Origin of the sequence: Citrobacter sp. wls619, assembly GCF_005281345.1 — a bacterium.
Taxonomy (GTDB): domain Bacteria; phylum Pseudomonadota; class Gammaproteobacteria; order Enterobacterales; family Enterobacteriaceae; genus Citrobacter.
Genome location: NZ_SZXJ01000041.1, coordinates 13843 through 30946 on the forward strand (window position 1 = coordinate 13843; position 17104 = coordinate 30946).

The 17104-nt window shown below is 52.8% G+C and carries 17 protein-coding genes; 9 read left to right on the forward strand and 8 right to left on the reverse strand.

Features of this window, described 5'->3' with window-relative positions; translation table 11 throughout:
* Positions 1-173: 173 nt before the first annotated feature.
* From FDX19_RS07875 to FDX19_RS07895, 5 genes are all read right to left on the reverse strand, one after another.
* Positions 174-413 carry a DUF2542 family protein gene (locus tag FDX19_RS07875; protein ID WP_137382289.1) on the reverse strand — a complete coding sequence of 80 codons (240 nt, stop codon included), beginning with the start codon at positions 411-413 and terminating at the stop codon, positions 174-176.
* A 2-nt stretch (positions 414-415) separates the two neighbouring features.
* The gene (sanA, locus tag FDX19_RS07880) at positions 416-1135 is read right to left on the reverse strand and encodes an outer membrane permeability protein SanA (protein WP_137382290.1); all 720 of its coding nucleotides are present in this window, start codon (positions 1133-1135) and stop codon (positions 416-418) included.
* A 134-nt stretch (positions 1136-1269) separates the two neighbouring features.
* Positions 1270-2154: a cytidine deaminase gene (cdd, locus tag FDX19_RS07885; RefSeq protein WP_137382291.1), complete on the reverse strand. Its 885-nt coding sequence runs from the start codon at positions 2152-2154 to the stop codon at positions 1270-1272.
* A gap of 148 nt (positions 2155-2302) precedes the next feature.
* The gene (locus FDX19_RS07890) at positions 2303-2998 is read right to left on the reverse strand and encodes a CidB/LrgB family autolysis modulator (protein ID WP_137382292.1); all 696 of its coding nucleotides are present in this window, start codon (positions 2996-2998) and stop codon (positions 2303-2305) included.
* Positions 2995-3393 (reverse strand): CidA/LrgA family protein, encoded by a 399-nt coding sequence (locus tag FDX19_RS07895; protein ID WP_005129194.1) that lies wholly within the window; start codon positions 3391-3393, stop codon positions 2995-2997. The genes FDX19_RS07890 and FDX19_RS07895 overlap by 4 nt, the downstream gene beginning before the upstream one ends.
* A 215-nt stretch (positions 3394-3608) precedes the next feature.
* Here FDX19_RS07895 and dusC point away from each other — a divergent pair, with 215 nt between their 5' ends.
* Both dusC and mdtQ read left to right on the forward strand, forming a co-directional pair.
* A complete protein-coding gene (gene dusC / locus FDX19_RS07900; RefSeq protein WP_137382293.1) occupies positions 3609-4553 on the forward strand; it encodes a tRNA dihydrouridine(16) synthase DusC in 945 nt (314 codons plus the stop codon).
* 241 nt (positions 4554-4794) lie between these two features.
* Positions 4795-6228 (forward strand): multidrug resistance outer membrane protein MdtQ, encoded by a 1434-nt coding sequence (mdtQ, locus tag FDX19_RS07905; protein WP_137382294.1) that lies wholly within the window; start codon positions 4795-4797, stop codon positions 6226-6228.
* A 30-nt stretch (positions 6229-6258) separates the two neighbouring features.
* On the opposite strand, the gene FDX19_RS07910 is transcribed toward mdtQ, so the two are convergent.
* Positions 6259-6834 (reverse strand): DedA family protein, encoded by a 576-nt coding sequence (locus FDX19_RS07910; RefSeq protein ID WP_137382295.1) that lies wholly within the window; start codon positions 6832-6834, stop codon positions 6259-6261.
* 162 nt (positions 6835-6996) lie between these two features.
* On the opposite strand from FDX19_RS07910, the gene FDX19_RS07915 reads away from it, so the two are divergent.
* Together FDX19_RS07915 and pbpG are read left to right on the forward strand one after the other, a co-directional pair.
* The gene (locus FDX19_RS07915) at positions 6997-7584 is read left to right on the forward strand and encodes a Yip1 family protein (RefSeq protein ID WP_005129189.1); all 588 of its coding nucleotides are present in this window, start codon (positions 6997-6999) and stop codon (positions 7582-7584) included.
* Between the two features lie 179 nt (positions 7585-7763).
* Positions 7764-8711 carry a D-alanyl-D-alanine endopeptidase gene (pbpG, locus tag FDX19_RS07920; protein ID WP_137382296.1) on the forward strand — a complete coding sequence of 316 codons (948 nt, stop codon included), beginning with the start codon at positions 7764-7766 and terminating at the stop codon, positions 8709-8711.
* Positions 8712-8775: 64 nt separating this feature from the next.
* Here the strand turns inward: pbpG and dld are convergent, their stop codons facing one another.
* A complete protein-coding gene (gene dld / locus FDX19_RS07925) occupies positions 8776-10488 on the reverse strand; it encodes a D-lactate dehydrogenase (protein WP_137382297.1) in 1713 nt (570 codons plus the stop codon).
* Positions 10489-10720: 232 nt separating this feature from the next.
* On the opposite strand from dld, the gene bglX reads away from it, so the two are divergent.
* The 5 genes from bglX to FDX19_RS07950 all read left to right on the forward strand — a co-directional run bounded on the left by bglX (position 10721) and on the right by FDX19_RS07950 (position 17003).
* On the forward strand, positions 10721-13018 hold the full coding sequence (gene bglX, locus FDX19_RS07930) for a beta-glucosidase BglX (protein ID WP_137382298.1): 2298 nt from the start codon (positions 10721-10723) through the stop codon (positions 13016-13018).
* 231 nt (positions 13019-13249) lie between these two features.
* The gene (locus FDX19_RS07935) at positions 13250-14167 is read left to right on the forward strand and encodes an ABC transporter substrate-binding protein (protein ID WP_137382299.1); all 918 of its coding nucleotides are present in this window, start codon (positions 13250-13252) and stop codon (positions 14165-14167) included.
* Complete coding sequence (locus FDX19_RS07940) at positions 14155-15348, forward strand: ABC transporter permease (protein ID WP_170974362.1); 1194 nt, start codon at positions 14155-14157, stop codon at positions 15346-15348. The genes FDX19_RS07935 and FDX19_RS07940 overlap by 13 nt, the downstream gene beginning before the upstream one ends.
* Positions 15341-16288 carry an ABC transporter ATP-binding protein gene (locus FDX19_RS07945; RefSeq protein ID WP_137382301.1) on the forward strand — a complete coding sequence of 316 codons (948 nt, stop codon included), beginning with the start codon at positions 15341-15343 and terminating at the stop codon, positions 16286-16288. Before FDX19_RS07940 ends, FDX19_RS07945 begins: the two co-directional genes overlap by 8 nt.
* A complete protein-coding gene (locus FDX19_RS07950) occupies positions 16272-17003 on the forward strand; it encodes an ABC transporter permease (RefSeq protein ID WP_137382302.1) in 732 nt (243 codons plus the stop codon). The genes FDX19_RS07945 and FDX19_RS07950 overlap by 17 nt, the downstream gene beginning before the upstream one ends.
* Here the strand turns inward: FDX19_RS07950 and FDX19_RS07955 are convergent.
* The gene (locus FDX19_RS07955; RefSeq protein WP_003027354.1) at positions 16984-17091 is read right to left on the reverse strand and encodes a protein YohO; all 108 of its coding nucleotides are present in this window, start codon (positions 17089-17091) and stop codon (positions 16984-16986) included. The genes FDX19_RS07950 and FDX19_RS07955 overlap by 20 nt on opposite strands.
* Positions 17092-17104 lie beyond the last annotated feature (13 nt).

Consider the following 17104-nt stretch of genomic DNA (forward strand, 5'->3'; position numbering starts at 1 on the left):
TGAAAGGCTATTCTTAAGGCTAAGCACTGCAGGAAGAGTATTCTGTGAAAGGATTCACAAATAGAAGAAGGTGTGAGGGAAATGCTGACGGGCAGCATGAATCCCTTATATTGAAATGGTAACCGTTATCATAATATTAGTTATTCTCAACATCTAATATAAAGACAATATCGTTAACGATAAAATACCAAATAAACAACCATACCTAATGATAAACATCCGCATCCGGCATAAACCAGCACATAGGACCAAAATTGCAATGGCTCTTGCGAGCGATAAGCATAAACCGGTTCGCGCGCATTCTTCTTAATTTTATCTACGGCTCCGGAGCGCCATCCTTTCCAGGCTTCCCTGAAACAAAAGAGGGGAATGAGCAGAAAGGCCAATACGACGAAGAGTGTTTGTACATCCATGCTTATTTTCCTTGTTTCTTTTGTAATTCGAGTAATTGTTCAGGAGTGACTGCCGGATATCCCTGAGCATCATCGGGTACCTGATGCATGGTCGGGATGGGTACCAGCGGACCTAAAAAACGTGGCTCGCGTTTAAAAAGGTAGAGATCGGCCAGCGCACCAAAGCGAGCGCCGAATTCGCGCACCCGCACGGTAAGCATATCTTTTGGCGAGGGTACCGCATAGCACTGAGCCTGAATGCCCATATGCAGCGCAATAAACAACGCCCGCTCACAATGGAATCGCTGAGTAATGATGATGAAATCGTTGGTATCGAATACTTTGCGGGTGCGAACAATCGAATCAAGCGTACGGAACCCTGCGTAATCAAGCACGATGTCAGCGGGATCGACGCCTGCGGCAATCAAGTCTTTACGCATTGTCATCGGTTCGTTATAGCTTTGCTGCGCGTTGTCGCCGCTAAGGAGCAGATAGTTTACTTTGCCGCTGTTATACGCATTTAATGCGCCCTGAATGCGGTAGCGGTAATACTGATTGATGACACCGGTACGGTAGTATTTTGCCGTGCCCAGGACAACGCCAACCTGACGGTAGGGGAGATCCTGTAATTCGTCATAGATGTAGGGGGCCGTCTTCCAGCTCATCCATCTGTCGAGCCCAAGCACTGTCAACAGCAGCAAGCCTACCAGGACTAACAAGCTGTAAAACACACGCTTTAACATGCAGAAAACTCGATAATTGGATGGAATGTCAATCAGGCTACTGTACCCAACGGCGGAGCGCAAGAAACAGCAGTCTGATTGAGGGGATTTTAGTCACTGTTGCCCGATGACGCAGCGCCACCGGGCATCATGATTTAACCGAGTAGTACGCGCTCGATATTGTCACAGCCCAGCGCGTTCAGGGTGGCAGACGTCGCATCCCACTGGATAAGCGCCGCATCCGCTTTTTCTGCCAGCACCGCACGTTGAATGTCCGGATAGTCGTAACCGTTCAGACTCAACAGGTTTAATGCACCCTGCAACGGTGGCAGCGTTGGGTTGAAGGCGGCGTTTTCAGCATAACTACCGCTGAAAATCTGACCATCTTTACACTCCAGCGCCACGCCGCTCGGGGAGTTGCTGTAGGGCATATGGCATCTGTTTGCTGCGGCAATCGCCGCCTGGGTCAGCGCATCGCCTTGCAGCGCGAAGCCGTGATCCTGGTCGTCCATCAACAGCGTTTTGATGTCGAGATCTTTTGGCCCAAAAGCGTCCGGCAGATAGTCGCGCAGTGCGTGTGGTTCACGCCCGGGCAGGTGAATACGTAAATCCAGTCCGCTGTTCAGCTCATTCATAAACTGACGGCAGTGCCCGCAAGGGGTGTAGTTGACGGTAATCGCGGCGAGTCCTTTTTCGCCACGTAACCAGGCATGGCTAATAGCGCTCTGCTCGGCGTGAACGGTTTGCTGCATTGTGGCACCCAGAAACTCCATGTTCCCACCGAAATACCAGGTTCCGCTGATACCTCGTGAGATTGCGCCAACGTTGAAGTTGGACAGCGGGGTGCGTGCGCAGGCCGCAGCTAAAGGCAGCAGAGCGAATGCCAGCGCGTCTTCGTCCAGTCCCGATTCGCGTTTAAGCAAAGATACCTGCTCAGCCGTCAGCATGGCGGGGAAATGTACATCCGCCAGAATAGGGGCCAGGGCTGATTGCAAGTTATCCGCGAGTTGGGCAAAAGCAGTTTGAAAACGTGGATGCATGGCGTTGCCTCATAACAATGTAATGGAACCGTAGTTTACGGGCCTGACAGGGCTTTATATGTGATCCAAATCTCATTGTGTATGCAACTTATGAAACTTAAATGAAAAATGTGCAACGCATCGCAAATAAACAGCTTAAAAATGCAGATTAGCCTACCACCGCCAGGATAACCGGGAACAGGAAGGGGGCAACCAATGAGGTAATAATTCCGCAAATCACCAGCGCCAGTGAGCTAAATGCGCCTTCCTGGTAGTCCAGTTCTGCACAACGAGCCGTGCCCAGGGCGTGTGAAGCCGTACCCATTGCCAGTCCACGTGCTGCCTTGGTGCGAATGCGCATGGCATTGAGCAAGGTATGGCCAAATACGGCGCCGAGGATACCGACAAAAATGACGCACACTGCGCTGATTGCCGGAATACCACCAATACTGCCACCCACAGCCATAGCGATAGGCGTGGTGACCGATTTAGGCATAATAGAGGCGGCAATCTCTGGTGAAGCCCCCATCAGCAGGGCAATTGAGGTGCCCGTGACCATGGCCACGACACTGCCGGCAAAACAGATGGCGATAATGGATTTCCAGCGGGCACGGATTTGGTGCAGCTGTTCATATAACGGATAGGCTAGCGCGACGACGGCAGGTTGCAGTAAATCGTTCAGCACCTCGCTACCTTTGAAGTAGTGATCGTAGGGGATACCGGTCAGTATCAGAAAGGGAATAATCACCACCATTGCGACGAGCAACGGATTCAGCAACGGCAGTTTGCATCGCGCTGCCAGCTTACGTGCAGCAAAAAATACCGCCAGGGTGAGGGGTAACGACCACCAGATATACGACATCATTGTTTAGACCCTTTTTGGCCAACGATTTTGCGTTCGCCGTGAACAATGTGCGAGCTCCAGCTCACTACCAGGAATACGACCAGTGTACTGATGGTGCAGGACACCACCACCGGACCAAATTGCGCACGGAGCAGGTCAAAGTACTGCATGATCCCCACGCCAATCGGGACAAACAGCAGGGCCATGTAACGAATCAGTACGTAGCAGCCTGGGTTTACCCATTTTGCCGGTAAGATCTGTAATGCCAGTAATACAAACAGAATCAGCATGCCGATAATGCTGCCCGGAATCGTGATTGGCAGCAGTGATGCAAGAAAAATACCTGCATAGAGGCAGGCATAAATGAGGACGAATGCGCGTAAATATTGCCAGATAATGTTCAGTGACTTGCTCATATTTGAAACCCTTGACGAGACTGATTCATCATACAATTAAACTTTAAAACGTGCTACCGATCACATCATGAATTCTAAGCATAGTGGAAATAGATATCTGGAACATCAGGCAATGCCCCCAATCAGCATAACCAAACCTGCGCCCGGCGCTGAGACGCTTTAATCTCCCGCATAGAGACGTTACCATAGCGCCTCTCTTTTTTGCGGGTAACAATATGCGTGTTTTACTGGCGCCGATGGAAGGCGTGCTCGACTCACTGGTGCGCGAGCTGCTGACTGAAGTGAATGATTATGATCTCTGTATCACCGAATTTGTTCGCGTGGTGGATCAACTACTGCCGGTAAAAGTCTTTCACCGCATTTGTCCTGAACTGCTTAACGCCAGCCGCACGACATCCGGTACGCCGGTGCGTATACAACTGCTGGGGCAGTATCCGCAGTGGCTGGCAGAAAATGCAGCCCGCGCGGTTGAGCTGGGTTCGTATGGCGTCGATCTAAACTGTGGCTGTCCGTCGAAGCTGGTGAACGGCAGCGGCGGTGGCGCAACGTTACTGAAGGACCCTGAGCTGATTTACCGTGGCGCTAAGGCCATGCGTGATGCGGTTCCGGCCCATTTACCGGTGACGGTAAAAGTGCGCCTGGGCTGGGACAGCAGTGACAGGCAGTTCGAAATTGCTGATGCCGTCCAGCAGGCCGGTGCCAGTGAGTTGGTGGTGCACGGTCGAACGAAAGAGCAAGGTTATAAGGCCGAGCACATTAACTGGCAGGCTATTGGCGAGATCCGCCAGCGTCTCAATATCCCGGTTATCGCGAATGGTGAGATCTGGGACTGGCAAAGCGCACAGGACTGTATGGCTATCAGCGGATGCGATGCCGTTATGATCGGGCGCGGTGCGCTTAATATCCCGAATTTGAGTCGCGTGGTGAAATATAACGAACCGCGTATGCCATGGCCTGAAGTTGTGACGTTACTGCAAAAATATACCCGACTGGAAAAACAGGGTGATACCGGGCTGTATCATGTGGCGCGTATCAAACAGTGGCTGGGCTATCTTCGTAAAGAATATGTTGAAGCGACAGAACTGTTTCAGGAAATTAGGGCGTTGAATAATTCACCGGATATAGCCCGCGCGATTCAGGCCATCCCTATTATCGCCTGATGGCGGCGTAACCGCCTTATCCGGCCTACGGAATGGACGCGTATTTCGCAGGCCTGATAAGCGTTTGTGACATTACGCCTCCATTTATAATTCAGTGGAATTATTTTGACAGAACCATTTGCTATGTATATGTTTCTTAATTATGTGATTTTATTTCAAAAGATGTATTGCCACGCGTAACTAAAAAAGAGAATGCGGTAAGTCGTACTCTCTGTGCATCTTTTCTTACCTGTATATTCCCATGAATCGTAATTCTGTTCTTGTTGCAACGGCATGTTTGCCGCTGCTTATTTTGATGGTTGGTTGTGCACCCATGCATGACAATCGTCAATCGCTGTCACAGCAGACACCCGCAGTGAACGTGGATTCCGCGTTGCCTGCGGCATTAAAAAATGGTTGGCCGGATAGCCAATGGTGGAAGGCGTATCATGATCCACAGCTGAATGCGTTGATTGACAGCACCCTCAAGAATTCTCCAGATATGCAGGTAGCAGAACAGCGCATTCAACTGGCAGAAGCGCAGGCTAAAGCGGTCAAGGCGCAGGATGGCCCGGAGATTGATTTTTCCGCAGATGTGGAGCGTCAGAAAATGTCGGCTGAAGGGCTGATGGGACCGTTTGCTACCGATTTGGATGGAAATACGGGGCCGTGGTACACCAATGGAACCTTTGGTTTAACCGCGGGCTGGAACCTGGATCTGTGGGGTAAAAACCGGGCTGAAGTGGCGGCGCGTATTGGTGAGGTGAAAGCGCGTGAGGCTGAACGTGAGCAAACCCGCCAGTTACTGGCGAGCGGCGTATCGCGTTTGTACTGGGAGTGGCAGACACAGGCGGCGCTGAAAACCGTACTGACGCAGATTAAAAACGAGCAGCAGAACGTCATCACCGTCGATCGTCAACTGTATCAAAACGGGATTACCTCTTCTGTCGAAGGTGTTGAAACGGATATCGATTCCAGTAAAACGGAGCAGCAGCTGAACGATGTCAGCGGCAAAATGAAGGTGATAGAGGCGCGGCTGAGCGCACTGACCAACTCGCAATCTTCCGTCATGAAGCTTAAAGCAACGGCGCTACCGGCGGTAGAAAGCCAGCTACCGTCCCAGCTTGGTTATTCGCTGCTGGCCCGCCGCCCTGATTTGCAGGCCGCACACTGGTACATCGAGTCAACGCTGAGCAGCATTGATGCGGCAAAAGCGGCATTCTATCCGGACGTGAACCTGATGGCGTTTTTACAGCAGGATGCGCTACATCTGAGCGATTTGTTCCGCCATTCCGCACAGCAGATGGGCGTGACGGCTGGACTGACGCTGCCTATTTTTGATAGCGGCAGACTGAATGCGAATCTCGATATCACGAAAGCGCAGAGCAACCTGACGGTGGCAAATTACAACAAGGCCGTGGTCGATGCGGTGAATGACGTGGCGCGCGCGGCATCACAGGTAGAAACGCTGGCGCAGAAGAACCAGCATCAGCAGCAAATTGAACATGACGCACAGCGCGTCGTGGGGCTTGCGCAGGCACGATATAGCGCCGGTATCATTGCGGGTTCCCGGGTTAGCGAGGCCAAAATTCCGGCATTACGCGAACAGCTTAATGGTCTGGTTCTACAGGGGCAATGGCTGGATGCTTCTATACAGCTGACCAGCGCTCTGGGCGGCGGTTACCGCGCCTCCTGATAGTCTGACCCGGCAGAAGCCGCTGTCGGGTCAATTTGCCTGTTCTTTGCGTTTACTTCGCCGTTTCATCCACCAGCGGGCTGCCACCACAACGCCGATAACCAGAACCAACCACACGCCATGTTTAATGTGCTGGTCGAGGCTATGCAACCATGGGGCAATCACTTCACCGCCCACATAGCCGAGCGTGGTAAACAGCAAAGCCCAGACAAACGCCCCCAGGATATTCAGTGGGATGAAAATCTTCGGCGGCAGGTGGCTGGCTCCAATCAGCAACGGACCAATGACGCGAAAGCCGTACATAAAGCGCGTGCCGACCACAAACAGATAGGGACGCCGTTGGATCATCTTCTGCGCATAGTGGATTTTTGCCCGATGACGCGAGAAACGACGTAAAATTTTGCCGCCATAACGACGCCCAAGTAAAAAGAGTAACTGATCGCCAATCATCCCGCCCAACGCGACGGAGAGTACCACCAGCGGAAATTTAAGAATTCCCTGATGCGCAGCAACACCGCCTAGCAAGGTAATGGTTTCGCCTTCGGCAAGGCTGCCAATAATCAGCGCCGCATAGCCGTATTGCTCAACATAATGCGTTATATCCATACGTTGTATGACCTCCACGCTCCATAGCATACACCCAGTGAATTGTTCATGCCGGAAAAGCAGTAACTCAGCGCATCGGTATTTTTCATGTGTACATAAAATAATCAAAAGCTGAATTATACTTGAAGTGTTGAGGTCCGGAGCTGACAAGAAGGGGGCGGTATGAACCATGTCTGGGGGCTGTTTTCCCATCCCGATCGTGAAATGCACGTGATCAACAGCGAAAACGAAAGTGTTTCGCATCACTATACCCACCATGTACTGCTGATGGCGGCAATCCCGGTGATTTGTGCGTTTATTGGCACCACGCAAATTGGCTGGAATTTTGGCGACGGCAATATCCTGAAGTTATCCCTGTTTACCGGATTTGCGATGGCAATTCTGTTTTACGGTGTGATGCTGGCGGGTGTGGCCATTATGGGCAGAGTGATCTGGTGGATGGCGCGTAATTACTCGCGACGCCCGTCGCTGGCGCATTGTATGGTCTTTGCCGGATATGTTGCCACCCCGCTGTTTTTAAGCGGGCTGGTGGCACTGTATCCGCTGGTCTGGCTGTGTGCGCTCGTGGGAACCATCGCGCTGTTTTACACCGGCTATTTACTCTATCTCGGTATTCCAACGTTCCTGAATATCACGAAAGAAGAAGGGCTGAGCTTTTCCAGTTCAACGCTGGCGATCGGTGTGCTGGTGCTGGAGGTTCTGCTGGCGATTACGGTGATCCTGTGGGGCTACGGGTACCGATTGTTCTAGGTGTACAACCTGTCTGCGCTGCGTTGTTGACGTAAAAGTCAGCAACGCAGCATTTCGAGATGATTCTTCTGTAGCGGCAAACCTGCCGGATCGCTATGATGCCAGAGCTAGCCTGAGATAATCCTTATTTCAGGCGGTGTGCGTTGTGACGTGCGTGAACCATTATCAGAAACCTCATCATGCTGAAATTCCGAGTTTCATTATTAAGTCTTGCCCTGGTGCTGGCCGTTCCTTTTGCACCCCAAGCCGTAGCGAAAACGGCGACTACCGCAGCGGCATCTCAACCTGAGATTGCTTCGGGTAGTGCGATGATTGTTGATCTGAATACCAACAAAGTTATCTATTCGAACCACCCGGACCTCGTGCGTCCGATTGCGTCGATTACCAAATTAATGACGGCGATGGTAGTGCTTGACGCACGACTGCCGCTGGATGAAAAACTGAAAGTGGATATCAGCCAGACGCCGGAAATGAAAGGCATCTACTCTCGTGTGCGTCTGAACAGTGAGATCAGTCGTAAGAATATGCTACTACTGGCGCTGATGTCCTCAGAAAACCGCGCAGCGGCAAGCCTGGCGCACCACTATCCGGGCGGTTATAACGCATTTATCAAGGCGATGAATGCGAAGGCGAAGTCGTTGGGAATGACCCAGACGCGCTTTGTGGAACCGACCGGGTTATCGATTCATAACGTCTCGACGGCGCGTGATTTAACGAAACTGCTGATTGCCAGCAAGCAGTATCCGCTGATTGGTCAGTTGAGTACGACGCGTGAAGACATGGCGACCTTTGCTAATCCGGCTTATACGCTGCCGTTCCGTAACACCAACCATCTGGTGTACCGCGATAACTGGAACATTCAGCTCACCAAAACGGGGTTTACTAATGCCGCCGGTCACTGTCTGGTGATGCGTACGGTCATTAATAACAAGCCGGTAGCGCTGGTGGTCATGGATGCCTTTGGCAAATACACCCACTTTGCTGATGCCAGTCGTTTACGCACCTGGATCGAAACCGGCAAAGTGATGCCTGTTCCGGTCGCGGCGCTGAGCTATAAAAAGCAAAAAGCCGCCCAGATGGCGGCAGCGGGTTCAGCGACAGGTGAGCAAACCGCGCAAAACGATTAAACCGTAGGCCGGGCAAGCGAAGCGCCCCCGGCAACGTGCCCGATGGCGCTTACGCTTATCGGGCCTACGACTCTTTCCAGTACTTCTGCTTACTGGTTTTGCCAATACCTGGATTCATACTGTTGGTCGGGTCGTTCTCGCGATAAAAACGCGTCAATGTTTCTGGCGCTTTATACAGATGCCCTACGTTATGTTCTGCAGGGTATTGTGCCCCGCGCTCACGCAGTAACACCAGCATTTGCTCTTTCAGTTCGTGAGCATCCACACCTTTCTTCACAATGTAATCCTGATGGAAGACATAGCACATAAAGTGGCCGTAATAGAGCTTGTGAACCAGCTTGCTGTCTATTTCCGGCGGCAGGTGCTCATACCATTCGGTATCGTTACGGCGCAGCGCAATATCCAGCGCCAGAATATCTTCCACTTCATCCGCATGGACGGCCTGATATCGAATGGCCGCCCCCGCCGCGGCGAAGCGGTGCAAAAAGGCCTTGCTACCTTCTTCCGGCGTACAGGCAAAGAAATCACCTTCGGCGGTTTTGAAAAACTCAGTCAGCCAGCTCTGTGCTTCTGCTACGCCGCCACCGGCCATTTTTAACAGCAGGTGATGTTCGTATTTATCACGCCAGCTTTTCATCCGTGCCGGTAAATGGCTGGGGAATAAATGGCCAAACTTCTGCATCGCCCGGTCGGTAAAGTGCGGGCGGAAAATTTTCACTTTTTCCAGCATCGCATCGGTGCGGCCTTTCAGCGTAAAGAAAAACGGCATTTTGTCGGTGCCGAGTTTGTCGATCATCAGAAACGTATCTTTGCCATAGGTTTCGGCGATGTCATAGATATCGCGGTGCATATATTCACCCGCGACCGGCAGATGTTCAAATTTGGCCAGAATATGACGACGGATTTCTGTCAGCACTTCTGGCTGGTTGGTACCGATATAAAATACCTGCTGGTTTTTCTCCGCCTCAAAGGTATCCAGGCGCACGGCGAACACCGCAAGCTTTCCGGCGCAACCAGAAGATTCAAACAAACGCTCAGGGTCTGCGTTATAGCGTGCCGGCGTATCGGCCTCAATATCTCTGACGCGGGTGACGTAATCATGATCGTGTGCGTGACGCCCATCGTGCTGGACATCATCATCTTTGATCCGCTCGTCGTCGAGTTTACTGAGGATCTGCTCCGGCGTCTGACCCAGCTCGATACCCAGATGGTTGACCAGCTGTAACTTGCCTTGCTCATCAATACGTGCAAAGAGCGACATTTCTGTGTATGCCGGACCACGTTGTACCAGCGAGCCGCCAGAGTTGTTGCAGATACCGCCGATCACGGAAGCACCGATACAGGAAGAGCCGATCACCGAATGCGGTTCACGGCCAAAAGGTTTGAGCGCCTTTTCCAGCGAATACAGTGTCGTACCGGGATAAGCCAGCACCTGTTCACCGTTGCCGATGACGTGCAGCTTATCGAGGCGCAGAGTGCTGATGATAACGATGTCGCGATCGTAATCATTGCCGCTAGGCGTAGAGCCTTCGGTCAGACCGGTATTGGCGGCTTGCATCAGGATTATTTTGTCAGCCGAGACGCAGGCGCTGAGGACACGCCACAGTTCTAAAAGCGATCCAGGGAAAACGACGGCGAGCGCATCGCCCTGGCCCGAGCGGAAGCCTTTACGATAACGGGCCGTTTTGGCCGGTTCGGTGAGCAGGTGTGAATGGCCGACCAGTCGGGTCAATTCAGTCAGAAACGCTTTATTATCAGTTGTTGTAATGGAAGACATTCTCCACTCCTTGTGGTGGGACTCAATATCAGGAACAAGCATAGCGCTATGTATGACAATACGCTTTCTCATTCGCATTGTCTCTGTGTTGTATCCCACTGATTCATGCTGGTTTTGAAAATTCAGAGAATATCCTTAGCTTTCTTCCCCACTCCCGTTTAGGCTTACGGCAAGCTGCGGTTTTTGTTATATTTTCGCTGCCTCGTCGGGTAGAAATTAAGAGAGAATCAACATGAAATGGCTATGTTCTGTAGGTGTCGCGGTGGGCCTGGCGTTGCAACCAGCGTTGGCGGACACCTTGTTTGGTAACCATCCACTGACGCCTGAAGCGCGGGATGCGTTTGTGACCGATTTACTCAAACAGATGACCGTGGATGAGAAAATTGGGCAATTGCGCTTAATAAGCGTTGGACCTGATAACCCGAAAGAAGCCATCCGTGAGATGATCAAAGACGGGCAGGTTGGGGCGATTTTTAACACCGTCACGCGCCAGGATATCCGTAAGATGCAGGATCAGGTTATGGAACTCAGCCGCCTGAAAATCCCTCTCTTTTTCGCCTATGACGTGCTGCACGGTCAACGTACCGTGTTTCCGATAAGCCTTGGCCTGGCATCCTCTTTTAACCTTGATGCGGTCAGAACCGTTGGCCGGATTTCTGCGTATGAAGCCGCAGACGATGGTCTGAACATGACCTGGGCGCCGATGGTCGATGTCTCCCGCGATCCGCGTTGGGGCCGTGCGTCCGAAGGTTTTGGTGAAGATACGTATTTAACTGCCATCATGGGCAAAACCATGGTGGAAGCGATGCAGGGGAAAAGCCCGGCCGACAGGTATTCAGTGATGACCAGCGTCAAGCACTTCGCCGCTTATGGCGCCGTTGAGGGCGGAAAAGAGTACAACACTGTGGATATGAGTCCGCAGCGTTTATTCAACGACTATATGCCGCCGTACAAGGCCGGACTGGATGCCGGTAGCGGTGCGGTGATGGTGGGGCTTAATTCACTGAATGGGACGCCTGCCACCTCTGATGCCTGGCTGCTCAAAGACGTGCTGCGCGATAAGTGGGGCTTTAAAGGCATAACGGTTTCCGATCACGGCGCAATTAAAGAATTGATTAAGCATGGAACCGCGTCTGACCCTGAAGATGCTGTGCGCGTGGCGATCACGTCCGGTATTAACATGAGCATGAGCGATGAATACTACAGTAAGTATCTGCCGGGGCTGATTAAGTCGGGCAAGGTTTCGATGGCGGAACTCGACGATGCCGCGCGCCATGTACTGAATGTGAAATATGATATGGGTCTGTTTAACGACCCGTACAGCCACCTGGGGTCGAAAGATTCTGACCCACAGGACACCAATGCTGAAAGCCGTTTGCATCGCAAAGAAGCGCGTGACGTGGCGCGTGAAAGCCTGGTATTGCTGAAAAACCGTCTGGAAACATTGCCACTGAAAAAAACAGCCACCGTGGCAGTTGTCGGACCGTTAGCAGACAGCAAACGTGATGTCATGGGTAGCTGGTCTGCGGCGGGTGTTGCCGATCAGTCTGTCACGGTACTGACAGGCATTAAAAATGCCCTGGGTGATAAAGGTAAAGTGGTCTACGCCAAAGGGGCGAATATCACCAACGATAAAGGTATTGTTGACTTCCTTAACCTGTACGAAGAGGCGGTGAACGTTGATCCACGCTCGCCGCAGGCGATGATTGATGAAGCCGTTAACGCGGCGAAACAGTCTGACGTGGTTGTTGCGGTCGTGGGTGAAGCGCAGGGGATGGCGCATGAAGCGTCCAGTCGAACCGATATCACTATCCCGCAAAGCCAGCGTGATCTGATTGCTGCGCTGAAAGCAACCGGGAAACCGCTGGTGCTGGTGCTGATGAACGGTCGTCCACTGGCACTGGTGAAGGAAGATCAGCAGGCTGATGCGATCCTCGAGACCTGGTTTGCCGGCACCGAAGGCGGTAACGCCATTGCTGATGTGCTGTTTGGCGATTATAACCCGTCAGGTAAGCTGCCGATGTCTTTCCCACGATCGGTGGGGCAGATCCCGGTCTATTACAGCCATCTTAATACTGGTCGCCCGTATAACGCCGATAAGCCGAACAAATATACGTCGCGCTACTTTGATGAAGCGAATGGTCCGTTGTATCCCTTTGGCTATGGCCTGAGCTACACCACGTTTACCGTGTCTGATGTGAAGCTCTCTGCACCGACAATGAAACGTGACGGAACAGTGACTGCCAGCGTGCAGGTAACCAACACCGGCAAGCGTGAAGGGGCGACAGTCGTTCAGATGTATTTACAGGATGTGACGGCCTCAATGAGTCGTCCGGTAAAACAGCTGAAAGGCTTTGAGAAAGTGAACCTCAAGCCAGGTGAAACCCAGACCGTCAGTTTCCCCATTGATATTGACGCGCTGAAGTTCTGGAACCAGCAGATGAAATACGATGCGGAGCCGGGCAAATTTAACGTCTTTATCGGCGTGGACTCCGCCAGAGTGAAGCAGGGCGAGTTTGAACTGCTGTAATGGGTGAATAAAGCCAAGCACAGTGCCTGATAGCGCTACGCTTATCAGGCCTGCGAAATCCTGTCATCCGGTAAATTCACGTTGGGTTTACCGGATTTTTTTATTTTGTTCTCGTCGTACCGCTAATAACGCTCGGTGTTACCCCCCAATAGCCAGGTTAAGACTGGATTTTTCAACTATGCTTTTTCCTCAAGTCTCTGAAAAGGGCAGCAAAAGGATGAGGAGAGCAGCATGATTATCTCAAAGGTATGGGTGGGTTCGCTGGCGTTACTGGCCACGATAAGCTTGCCTTTACAGGCCGCGTCACCCGTCACGGTGGGGTCAAAAATTGATACCGAAGGGGCGCTGCTCGGCAATATTATTTTGCAGGTGCTTGAAAGCCACGGCGTGAAAACGGTCAATAAAGTGCAACTGGGCACGACGCCCGTGGTGCGTGGGGCCATCACTTCCGGTGAGCTGGATATTTATCCGGAATATACCGGCAATGGCGCGTTCTTTTTTAAAGATGAAAACGACCCCGCGTGGAAAAATGCGCAGGCAGGTTTCGAGAAAGTGAAAAAACTGGACGCTGAGCAAAATAAACTGATCTGGCTAACGCCTGCGCCGGCCAACAATACCTGGACTATTGCCGTACGTCAGGATATCGCTGAAAAAAACAAACTTGTCTCTCTGGCGGATTTAGGCCGCTACCTGAAAGAGGGGGGAACGTTCAAACTGGCGGCTTCCGCCGAGTTTATTGAACGTGCAGACGCGCTGCCCGCCTTTGAAAAAGCGTATGACTTCAAGCTCAATCAGAACCAATTGTTGTCGCTGGCAGGGGGCGATACTGCGGTGACAATTAAAGCTGCGGCGCAGCAGACCTCCGGCGTTAATGCCGCAATGGCTTACGGAACCGATGGCCCTGTTGCTGCGCTGGGGCTGCAAACATTAAGCGATCCCAAAGGGGTTCAGCCCATTTACGCACCTGCGCCCGTCGTGCGTGACGTGGTACTCAAGGAGTACCCGCAAATGGGGGAATGGCTACAGCCGGTCTTTGCCAGTCTGGATGAAAAAACGCTGCAGCAGCTCAACGCCAGTATCGCCGTTGAGGGGCTGGATGCGAAAAAAGTCGCTGCAGATTACCTGAAGCAAAAAGGATGGGTGAAGTAACAGATTTGCAGCAGGTGAGTGTTGTGTCGAAGATATCAGTTAATCGGGTGCTGTTGCTGCTGGTGGTTCTGACCGTGGCCGCAGCCGCGCTTCCTTTCATCAGCTATGCCCCTAATCGTCTGGTTTCCGGTGAAGGTCGCCAACTCTGGGAAGTCTGGCCCCACATGGCGTGGGGACTGGCGGCGACATTTTTACTGCTCGTGATTCTCTGCTTCATACCCGGTAAATCCGGCAATATATTGACGCTGGTTGTTGTCCAGTTACTGGTGATTGCGGCGTTGTTTATGGCCGGGAAAACGGCAACGCATCTGGCTCAGACGGGAACGTCTGTCGCCAGAACCAGCCTGGGGAGTGGTTTCTGGCTTGGGTCAGGGGTGCTGTTGCTGGCTGGCAGTGACGCCATTCGGCGTATCACCATTCAGCCGCTGTGGCGCTGGGTGCTGCATGCGCAAATTGTCATTGTGCCAGTGGCGCTGCTGCTGACCGGCACCCTTAACGATCTTTCTCTGCTCAAAGAATATGCCAATCGCCAGGATGTCTTTGATGATGCTCTGGCACAGCATCTGACTATTCTGTTCGGTACCGTGGTGCCTGCGCTGTGTATTGGCGTGCCGCTGGGTATCTGGTGCACCTTTTCTGCTTCGCGTCAGGGGCCAATATTTGCCGTGCTGAATATCATCCAGACGATCCCCTCCGTCGCATTGTTTGGTTTGTTGATCGCGCCGCTTGCCGGACTGGTTAAGCATTTCCCGTGGCTTAGCTCGCTCGGCGTAGCGGGAACGGGCCTGACGCCCGCGCTGATTGCGCTGGTGCTGTACGCCTTATTGCCCTTGGTTCGTGGCGTGGTGGCCGGGCTGAATCAGGTTCCGCGTGATGTGCTGGAAAGTGCGCGGGCGATGGGAATGAGCGTGCGCCAGCGTTTTATTTCGGTGCAACTTCCGTTAGCGCAACCCGTTTTCCTGCGCAGTTTGCGGGTGGTGATGGTTCAGACGGTGGGGATGGCGGTTATTGCCGCATTGATTGGGGCAGGTGGGTTTGGCGCGCTGGTCTTTCAGGGACTGCTCAGTAGCGCCGTTGATTTAGTGCTACTGGGCGTGATTCCGGTGGTGGTACTGGCAGTGCTGATTGATGCGCTGTTTGATTTAGGCTTAGCGCTGCTGAAGGTGACAAACGATGATTGAATTTAGCCATGTCAATAAAACCTATAACCAGCAACAGGCCGTGCGCGATCTCAATCTGCATTTAGGCGAAGGGAGCTTTTCGGTATTAATTGGGACCTCCGGTTCGGGGAAGTCCACCACGTTGAAAATGATCAACCGGCTGGTCGAGCATGACAGTGGGCAGATCCGTTTTGCCGGGGAAGAGATCCGCAGCCTGCCGGTGCTGGAATTAAGGCGACGTATGGGCTATGCCATCCAGTCGATTGGCTTGTTTCCGCACTGGACAGTCGCCCAGAACATTGCCACCGTACCACAGCTGCAAAAGTGGTCACGTGCGCGTATTGATGACCGAACAGAAGAGCTGATGGCGTTGCTGGGGCTGGAAGCGGATTTGCGTCACCGCTATCCGCATCAGCTTTCCGGCGGCCAACAACAGCGGGTCGGTGTGGCACGCGCGCTGGCGGCTGACCCTCAGGTACTGCTGATGGACGAGCCTTTTGGCGCGCTGGACCCGGTAACACGCAGTGCGCTACAGCAGGAGATGACCCGTATCCATCGTCTGCTGGGTCGTACCATCGTGTTGGTGACGCATGATATTGATGAAGCGCTGAGATTGGCGGAGCACCTGGTGTTAATGGATGCGGGCAAGGTGGTGCAGCAGGGCACGCCGCTGTCGATGTTGACGGCACCGGTGAATGATTTCGTGCAGACCTTTTTTGGTCACAGTGAACTGGGGGTCCGGCTGCTGTCGCTGCGTACGGTGGGGGATTTTACCCGTCGTGGTGAACAGTTGGCCGGTGAGCCGTTGGTGGACGAGATGACGTTACGTGATGCGCTATCTGTTTTTGTCGCCCGGGGTTGCGATGTGTTGCCGGTGGTGAATGCCCAGGGCGTGGCCCGCGGTACGCTGCATTTTCACGATCTGCTTTCGGAGACACCGCACAGTGAAACATCTGTTTGATCCTCTGCTGTGGCTTATTGCGCTGTTCCTGGTGTTGCTGGTGGGATTGCCTCACAGCCAGGCACTGTTCAGCGCGTTGTTTCCCCAATTGCCGCGTCCTGTTTATCAGCAAGAGAGCTTTACGGCGCTGGCGCTGGCGCATTTCACGCTGGTGGGTATTTCAAGCCTGATTGCTGTCATTATTGGGGTTGGGGCAGGTGTAGCGGTAACCCGCTCATGGGGGGGAGAATTCAGACCGTTGGTCGAAACGATTGCCGCGGTGGGGCAAACTTTTCCGCCGGTTGCGGTGCTGGCGATCGCCGTACCGGTGATGGGGTTTGGCCCGGAGCCTGCGATTATCGCGCTGATCCTGTATGGGGTGTTACCGATCTTACAGGCAACGCTGGCAGGGCTGGGAGGGATCTCTGCCAGCGTGATAGATATCGCCAGCGGGATGGGCATGAGTCATGGGCAACGGCTATGCAAAGTCGAACTTCCGCTTGCGGCGCCGGTTATTCTGGCCGGGATTCGCACGTCAGTCATTATTAATATTGGCACCGCAACGATTGCCTCTACCGTTGGTGCGAATACGCTGGGAACACCGATTATTATCGGGTTAAGCGGGTTTAATACCGCCTATGTGATCCAGGGGGCGCTGCTGGTCGCCTTGGCCGCAGTCATTGCCGATCGCGGGTTTGAGCGATTAGCGTACTACCTTACCCGGCACGTAAAATAAAGGTATAACCTGCCAGCATCACGCCGCCGATACCACCGATAGCCATCAGCAGGAAGAGGGTTATAACACCGATTTTAGCTGCGCTCATTTTGTACTCCTTA